This window comes from Bacteroidota bacterium (assembly GCA_030706565.1).
Taxonomy (GTDB): domain Bacteria; phylum Bacteroidota; class Bacteroidia; order Bacteroidales; family JAUZOH01; genus JAUZOH01.
This window is the reverse complement of sequence record JAUZOH010000156.1, coordinates 1-8322: the sequence shown is the minus strand read 5'-3', so window position 1 is coordinate 8322 and position 8322 is coordinate 1. Positions and strand designations below refer to the sequence as shown.

Below are 8322 nucleotides of genomic sequence, written 5' to 3'. Positions count from 1 at the left end.
AGAAATATTCCTCTGTGTCTTCTCTGTGTACCTCTGTGTTATTGTATCGATTTATTACACAGAGAACCACAGAGTTTTAACACAGAGTGCCACAGAGAAATCTGTTATAACCCCTTTATACTACTTGCGAAACTTAAATAAATAATTGTATAAAGCTGAAGAATCTACTTCAATTAATTAGTCTGAAAAATTAAAACCGGCCTGGTTTTAACAGTTTCAGCCACAATTAGAGGGTTTAAATCAGCAATCCGGGTTTCATAACGGTTTTACCGGCATAATCTAGCCCTTCAAAATATTTCAGAACATTAAGGAAATCCTGATTTGATCAATTTTGGAACAAATTATCTTAAGGTAATTATCGTTCTGAAATACAAGATTCAGGTAAATATTTTTAAGGAAACGCATTTCTTCCTGAGTTGTTTTTTTTGAATTTAATGCAGTTTCCAGATGTTCCATTACCAGCAGATTATCATGCCATTTTCCTAAAATATCTGATAATGATTCTTGCAATATTTTCTTTTGACTTCGTTTTTCATCCATTACATTTTCAGCATAAGTTAGTTTTTTCAGCGTTTTTCTAAGTTCATGCAATTCCTCAGTCTGTAAGGATTCTTTTTTAAAATGTTGCTCAATGATGTCCCTTTGTTTCTTTAGATAGTTTCCGACCTCGTCTTCGGTAACAGATTTTGAAAAAAGCAGCAGTTCTTTAAATGTTTCTTTTAACATGACATTATCCAACTGGCCTGTGACCAGGAAGAATTTCTTCTCTCCTCTTTGTTTTTTCGTCAGGAGCTTGTTTTCATATTTCTTAAATAAATCAGATTTTGCGTATTTTTTAAGTACATCCAATTCTACATGAATATCCCTGACTTGCCCTGCATATTTGAATATCTGAGCAAATATCCTTAAAATCTTCTTTTCTTTAAATTGATCATCGCTGAATTTGATCAGGTCGATTAGGAATTTAAGCTTTTTAATTTCTACCCTTAATACATGAAATGTATCATAATTATAAGCATCTGCCGGCATTTCCAAAAAAGCACTGATTTGTTCTGCTCTATTGTCCAGGTATTTGGTCAGCTTTTTCACCTTACAAAATTATAAATCAACTAAACTAAGGATACTTTTTTGCTCCGCATAAGACAACCAATCTATTTATAAGATGGAAAAATCAGGATTGAATATACTTTCTGATGTAACTCCCAACCTGAATTAAAAACATATACCAAGGCTCAATCCCAGGGGGGAGAAAAAGATATCATCTGTTTCCATTAAAGGGAATTGGAAATTTGCTCTAAAATTAAGACGGCCAGATTTTAAAGGTTGTAATCTGTATCCAACTATTGGATAGAGTATATAATGTTGATCAGTACTTCCACTTATAAATGTTCCTCCGATTCCCAGTTCAAAGCAACTTCTTCTTTTCCCAATATTGCCGGTCAAATAATGCGAAATGGTCACATATTCTTCAGGGGGTGAATAAGTCCTGAAAATTTTGAATTCTTCATTGTAACCTAATCCAATATTTCCGGCAACAAAAAAAGATGGACAAATTAAAAACAGTCTTTCATAATTAATGGAAATGATCGAAGCATCGCCGGCCAAATTTATATTGAAATCATGAAAAGGCCTTGAACCAACGGGCTCATCTTTGTTCTGAGCCAATAAACCTGTTCCTGAAAATATGCAAACCATAATGATAATCATCCTTTTCATGCAGTCAATCTTTGCTCTGCTCTCTCACTTAGTACCGACAATTGATTGTAAAACACCCTCCTGGTGATGATTTAGTTGCGTCATTAAAATAATTGCCCTTCTCAAAATTAAAGGAATAAGTTATAATTAAAATCCCACATTTCCAATAATTTAGCAGATTTTTAATAAAGCAGATGAAGTTAATTCTCCGAAAAATGTTTGCAGAACAAGGAAGAATTCTGGATTAATTAGAAAATTTGCCCTCGGCTCCGCTCAGGTAAAAGAACAGATCAAAGTTGAATTGCTATTCGATTAATCTTTTTAAAAATCACATTATTGAAATTTCGAAAGTTGTAAATTGGGGTAATAACAGGATACTTTTTCCTGGTAATACTTAGAATAACTCAGGTTTTTCTCAGCGGATCTCAGCGTAAATGAATATCATTACACTGAGAAACACTGAGTTAAATGAGGTCCGCCGAAATGTGTTGTTCTTTGCCCTAAAACATAGCGACTTTGCGGCTTTGGCGAGAAATGCATTCCACGCAAAGGCTCAAAATACTTTAACCACTAAGATAAAAGAGGTTCGAAATTGTTCGAAGTGGTTTGATTTTGTTTGAAATGGTTCAATTAATGAATGATAAAGATTAAAAGTCCAGGGACTTTTTTGTAAATCACCGGCCTTTTTTAGCCCACTATGGAAGAACAATAAATCACGGACTTTAAATTTTATTACGCTCAGGCAATTATTTAGTTGAGAAACTTAAATTAAAATTTAATCAGGTAACCTGAATGTCCAGTGCAGATCATTTTAATCCCATTTCTCTGAAATAGTTTTTTAATGGATTCTTTCTGTGTTTTTGTGCTCATATTCTGCAGCCAGAAAAACGGGGTTATTTTCCCTCCATGAATCATCAGGGTGTCCCCAGAGAATAAAATGCTGTCATTGACCAGATAGGACATAGAACCTGGAGTATGCCCGGGCGTTTTTATTGATTCCACCTTTATTTTGCCGATATGGATTACCTCTCCGTCTTTTAACAACTGATGTTCCCGGCGTATGGGCTTATTAAACACAAACAAAAAACGTGGTTTTTTAAAAGTAATCATCCGTTCTTCGTCCTCTGAAAGATAAATTTGAGCATTCTTAAATACTTTTATACCCCCAACATGATCATAGTCCGAATGGGTTAAAAAGACATGTGAAACAAATGCACGGTCTATACCCAGCCTTTTAATTGCGTGCCTAATAATTGGTGCTACATAACCGGTGTCAAAGCAGATGGAATTTTTGCCATCCGAGTAAATATAAAAATTAGAAATCAAGGTCCTTACAGCATAAATGTTCTCTGTAATCCTTTGAGTTTTAATTGGCTTGAAAATCATTTAATTATGTTTAATTGGGTTTATAAGAATGGGAATTAGAAATTGCACATAACAACTAACCGAAAATAAATATAGGTTTATTTTTCTTGTTTCTCTTTTTCATTCAATATTTTACTGATATAATTATAATTTGTAAGCATCAAATAGCCCAATATGATATTCAAAAAACTGGTAGCCCATTGAATATAATTCTGTGTACTGCCATACCTGATGACGTCCTTGTTAAGTTGATTGCCTACAGATGATTGAAAAGCAAAAAAGGTGTTGCTTAGAAATGTGGGGATATTCCGGATCAGGATAATACCACCGATTACAATAACAGCTAATTTTAATATATTTTGACCATTAAAATTCTGAAATTCAATTCTGTCTTCATCAAATCCTTTTTCAAGTTTCAACCAGTTGATTATTTTATCGGGCTTATAAATCAGGAACATGAAAAACAAGAGGATCACGCCTAAAGTGCAAATGATTTCTATAAGTCCGGTAAAATTAAATTCATTAACAACAAAAGAAAGGGTATTAGGAAGAATTGTGAAAACAATTAAAATGACTGAATAGAGCCCGAAAATCTTAATAATGAGCCGGAAAAAATCTTTTTTAGTCATATTTTACAATTTCATTGTTATACCCAGGCTAAAAGAATTGGAAACTATATGTTTAATGGTAGGGATAAAAAAACATAGTCCAACGTAATCCATATCAGCCAAAAAAAGAATATTGAAACGTTCATTCCATTTAATATTCAATCCGGCATTTAATGCAGTATACAGTGTAAAAGGAGATCTATGTGAAGTAAAAAAATTCATTCCTCCTCCGAAAGTAGGAGATATACAATGTTTCAAAAAAATATATTGAAATTGCAAAGGGACTTTAAAATAAGTACTCTGATCAAATCTGTCCGGATGTTCTGTATCATCTACTTCTTTAATCTTAGAATATAATATTCCTGTCTTAAAAAACATTCTTTCATTGACCAGAGGCATCCAGAAATAAGTTAATATTCCAAATTGGCCTGAATAATCAGGATTTGAATAGTTGACATAATTTTTGTTGTATCGGGTTACTCCACAAATAGGTTGAATGTACATTTTAAATCCCGGTAACTTTCTCCTGTAAATCACACAAACATTATTAGGACATTTTAAATCATGATATTTTTTTATTAAGCCGATTAATTCGCTGTGGGAAGGACTTTTTAGTTCGTCGATGGCATTAAATATTTCCGGACAATCCTGCAGATAATATTTTATCATTCCCCTGTTTATCAAATTATTATGGTCGTGATAATAGGGTTTATCATCAATATAATAAATGTCATCGTCATAGGAAATTTCTTTAATGGGCAATCCTTCCTTTTGCAGGAGGTAATGATCATGATAATCATTGTAATAAAACAAACTAACTACCCCCTTTAGTAAACACTCGACAAAAATTGTTTCTGTTTCATTCTTGTTAGTTACTATTTTTGAAACATAGTATTTACCTTCTAAAAACCTGTATCCATATATTTTTCCAGGCAGAAATTTTTGGACCTCAGCCCCTTCATCTCTTTTAAAATAGCAAACTTTGTTGTTAGATTCATCGCTCTTATAATTAATTAAACCATAAAGGGTATCTGTTTCTGTAATTTGAACATATCCTTTTCGATAATCCGATTGAGAAAAAACATTTAAATCAACTAAGAACAGAAAGACAATAATCAAGTAGTTTGGTTTCATCGTTCAGGTTTGGTTTATAAGGACATTAGGTTGCACTACAACTTTATTAAAATTAATCAAGTCGTTTAACTTAAAAAATCTTAAATTTTTAATGTTAAATTTCTGTTTAATATTTAATAATTCCAAATATTTAACAGCCTTTTTAACTATTGATGAAATACAACTTATCAGGGTAATTCAATGAAATCCTGGAATTTTTATATGTTGCGTTTACAGGCAAACAAGTCCCTTTCTTTAAATCAAATTTAAATATCACAAGGTCAGTGTTTTCAGATAATTTTTTATGCTTCTACTTCCGGCCAAAAATAAATCATCATACAATTTTATCTGGACTAATCTTTTAGATTCTCACATTTAGGTTAATGTTAGATATATGCAGTATTTTTATGGAAATTCGAATGCTGTGAGACCTGGCCCACACAACTTTTGCCTCAAAATTTCAAATTTATGCAAGTGCCTCAGCTTCTTTGACATAAAGCGATTCCGGGCCGGATTCCCCGGTACGGATCCGGTATGCCTGTTCGATATTCGATACAAAGATTTTCCCGTCGCCAATTTCCCCTGTCCATGCGGCTTTCATAATGGCATTCACGGTTTTTTCAACGTTTTGGTCACGAACCACAATGGAAAGCTGTCTTCTTTGTATCTGGTCTGTTTTAACTGACTGGGAACGGAAAACAACCCGCTCTTTTTGTTTACCTATACCCGTAGCATCCCAATAAGTAAAGAACTCAATATCCACATCAAACAAGGCTTTTTTTACCTCTTCAAATTTTTCTTTTCTTATGATTGCTTCTATCTTCTTCATGGTGGTATAGTTTAGTTATTTTTTGACAGCTCAAAATTAACCAATAAAAACCACATTTACGAAAATATAATTGGTACTACAGGCTGATTAACAACGATATAGGATTGGCAAAATTCAAGTATCTGTTCAAAAAAGTTAAAAATTTGGAAAGTTAGCCTCTCTATTAGTGCCCTATTAGTCCTATTTTTATATAAAAATAGTTAATTACCCCGTCATTAAAGGGTATTGAAAAAATAAAGACAGAGAAAAATCCCTGCCTTTATTTGACTTTTTTTTATAAATATACTTTTTACTCCGTTTCGTTATAAGCTATTTCGTTATGTTGGGTTATATCCAAGCCATCGATTTCTTCTTCCACGGTAGCACGGATTCCAAATGCCTTGTCCGTAATTTTAAACAATATAAAGGTAAGAATTCCGGAATACAGAATGGTAGTAAAAACGGCAACCAATTGAATAAGTAACTGTTTTATATTCCCATATAAGGCGCCCGAGACACCCCCGTTGGGAAGATACAAACCAGTCACGGCCTTGGTAGCAAATACACCGGTCAGGATAGCTCCGATAATCCCTCCTACACCATGAACCCCAAAGGCATCAAGAGAATCGTCATAACCCAGTTTTGGTTTCACCACGCTCACCATAAAAAAGCAGATGAGAGAAACGGCCATTCCAATAGCAATAGCCCCTCCAATGCCCACAGAGCCTGAAGCCGGTGTAATGGCAACCAAACCGGCAACTGCACCGGTAGCAGTACCCACCAGGGTGGGTTTCTTATTGATAATCCAGTCCAGCGATGCCCAGGTAAAGGCAGCAGCGGCAGTAGCAATATGAGTTACCATCATCGCATTGGCAGCCAATGCATCTGCAGCTAAACCGCTGCCTGCATTGAATCCGAACCAGCCAAACCAAAGCATTGCAGCACCCAAAGCCACCATGGGAACATTATGGGGAGGAGTCGGATGACCTTCGTAATATTTGCGCTTTCCAATCAGAACAGCACAAACAATGGCAGAAACGCCAGCATTGATGTGAACTACTGTGCCCCCTGCAAAATCAAGGGCTCCAAGTTTGCACAGCCAACCATCGGCCGACCAAACCCAATGTGCAACAGGATTATATACAAGTATTGCCCACAACAAGGAAAAGATCAAAAATCCGCGGAACTTGATTCGTTCAGCAAATGAACCAATGATCAGTGCAGGGGTGATTACTGCAAACATACATTGAAACATGATGAAAACAATATGCGGGATACGTTCAACAGGCTGAGAGATAAAATAAGGGCTGGGGTCTGTAATTTTAATACCCTTCAGAAATGCCCAGTTAAAACCTCCAATAAAAGGCTTTAAAACTCCCGAAGAAGAACCAAATGCATTGCTATAACCAAACATAATCCATTCTAGGCTAATAGCAGCCGCCAAAATAAAGCACTGCATAAAAATATTCAGTACATTTTTTTGACGAACCAGTCCTCCATAAAAAAGAGCCAAACCCGGTATAGTCATAAATAAAACAAGAATGGTTGCTACAATCATCCAGGCTGTATTGCCGGCATTGATGACAGGGTGCAGACTTACCTGGGAGGCTGCGGCTTCCTGAGCAAAGATAGCTGCAGGACTAATAATCAAAAGCAAAAATATTATAATCAGATATCTATATATTACTTTAAATTTCATTTTATTTTTATTTATATCAATATTTAAGGTAAAAGGTTGAATTATTTATTGAAGAGTGAATCATCGCCCACATCACCGGTCCGGATTCTGATGGACTGATTGATGTCGGAAATAAAAATCCGGCCATCACCGCTTTCACCGGTGTATGCTGTTTTAAGGATGGCTGAAATTGCTTTGTCCTGATTGATATCGCGAACAACAAAAGAGATATAGACCCGGGCAATTGCGGTGATGTCATAAGCCACTCCCCTGAAAATCAAACCTTGTTTTGCGGTACCCTGCCCTTTCACATCCCACCAGGATAAGAAATCAATATCTGCCGCATGAAGGGCCTTACGAACCTCTTCAAATTTAGTCTTACGAATGATCGCTTCAATTTTCTTCATATGGAAATAATTGGTTTTTAAATGTCGTATGGAACTCCATGTTTGCTATTGCTATTCGTGTTTTGTGTTTTATTCGCAAACATGAACGTTTCAAATCTGATAAATTTTAATTTTCTGCAAAATTAATTGAAAAGATGTCATTCTAAAATTTTTTAGTACATTTTTCTAATTTAATATAATTTTTTAAGGGGTATATTTTAATTTTTATTATTTTTTCATACCCAACCCTCCTTATTTTGGTGTTTAAAATATTTCACCAAGTTGATTAGTTCAAACTTCTCAGGATAAATTCTAACACATAGGAAACAAGAAATTATCAAATTTTATTTATTGTCTATCAATAATATATATGTTATTGCAAAAAAGATTTCTGATAGGGCATTTGGGAAAATTCACTCCCCATTTTTATGAGGTTTTAGAAACAATCTTCTCAAGGTTTTGCAGAATAAAAAGGAGCAGTCGCAAAAGAGACCTATTTCTGCAACAGTAAAATTTTGAAGACTACTTCAAATAAAATAAGAAGTAAAACAGTGTGAAATATTTCCCAGACAATTGATACAATAACAGGTAATCTATTTTTAATTGTTCTCAACAGAATGGAAATTGTCTGTTACCAATACCTTTTTATAAGCTTATAGTTTAACTTTT

Annotated in this window: 8 protein-coding genes; all 8 read right to left on the bottom strand. The window is 34.4% G+C overall.

Annotated features, from left to right (window positions below; genetic code table 11):
- Positions 1–297 precede the first annotated feature (297 nt).
- A complete protein-coding gene (locus Q8907_09360; protein ID MDP4274471.1) occupies positions 298–1089 on the bottom strand; it encodes a CHAD domain-containing protein in 792 nt (263 codons plus the stop codon).
- 123 nt (positions 1090–1212) lie between these two features.
- The gene (locus Q8907_09355; protein ID MDP4274470.1) at positions 1213–1716 is read right to left on the bottom strand and encodes a hypothetical protein; all 504 of its coding nucleotides are present in this window, start codon (positions 1714–1716) and stop codon (positions 1213–1215) included.
- A 747-nt stretch (positions 1717–2463) separates the two neighbouring features.
- A complete protein-coding gene (locus tag Q8907_09350) occupies positions 2464–3081 on the bottom strand; it encodes an MBL fold metallo-hydrolase (GenBank protein MDP4274469.1) in 618 nt (205 codons plus the stop codon).
- A gap of 77 nt (positions 3082–3158) precedes the next feature.
- A complete protein-coding gene (locus Q8907_09345; GenBank protein MDP4274468.1) occupies positions 3159–3689 on the bottom strand; it encodes a hypothetical protein in 531 nt (176 codons plus the stop codon).
- A gap of 3 nt (positions 3690–3692) precedes the next feature.
- Positions 3693–4802, bottom strand: a complete 1110-nt coding sequence (locus Q8907_09340; GenBank protein ID MDP4274467.1) for a hypothetical protein — start codon at positions 4800–4802, stop codon at positions 3693–3695.
- Between the two features lie 445 nt (positions 4803–5247).
- Complete coding sequence (locus Q8907_09335) at positions 5248–5610, bottom strand: P-II family nitrogen regulator (GenBank protein MDP4274466.1); 363 nt, start codon at positions 5608–5610, stop codon at positions 5248–5250.
- A 289-nt stretch (positions 5611–5899) separates the two neighbouring features.
- The gene (locus Q8907_09330; protein ID MDP4274465.1) at positions 5900–7147 is read right to left on the bottom strand and encodes an ammonium transporter; all 1248 of its coding nucleotides are present in this window, start codon (positions 7145–7147) and stop codon (positions 5900–5902) included.
- A 182-nt stretch (positions 7148–7329) separates the two neighbouring features.
- Entirely contained in the window at positions 7330–7674 is a 345-nt protein-coding gene (locus Q8907_09325) for a P-II family nitrogen regulator (protein ID MDP4274464.1), read from the bottom strand.
- Positions 7675–8322: the final 648 nt, after the last annotated feature.